This is a genomic window from Bradyrhizobium sp. NBAIM08 (assembly GCF_020193935.1).
Lineage (GTDB): Bacteria > Pseudomonadota > Alphaproteobacteria > Rhizobiales > Xanthobacteraceae > Bradyrhizobium > Bradyrhizobium yuanmingense.
The window spans coordinates 1-424 of the sequence record NZ_JADYVR010000660.1; the positions used below are offsets into that span (position 1 = coordinate 1).

1 pseudogene is annotated in these 424 nt (G+C 65.3%); it reads right to left on the reverse strand.

Annotated elements, in window-relative coordinates:
• Positions 1 to 424: pseudogene (locus tag I6F37_RS41440) on the reverse strand (hypothetical protein); the annotation flags it as partial.

The following is a 424-nucleotide window of genomic DNA, read 5'->3' on the forward strand; positions in this document are numbered from 1 at the left end:
GCCGTTCACGATGCAGCCCGGGCGAACCGACTGCCACAGGTTCTTGGTGACGCCGTCGTGGATGCTGTTGCCGGAGCCGATCCAGACGATGAAGCCATCGCTGTTCTTCTGCCAGTCCTTGCCTTCGCCACACATTGCCTGGAACTGCGGCGTGAACTCGGCGCAGCTCGTCACGAACTTCTTGCCGTACACGTTTCCGTATCGCTCGCCCACGCCGTAGAAGACGCCGCCATCGAAGAAGTCCGGCACGTCCATCTTGGTGATCTTCGTGCGGTTCTGGTCCCAGTTGGCGAAGGTGGGCTCCTCCTCGGCGAGCATCGAGGCCAGGCGGTCGCCGAAGACCCGGTAGACGTCGCGCACGTGCACTCCGTACTCCAGCGGCGACCACACCGCTGCCGCCGGCCGCGCCGACACCGCCGGGCTC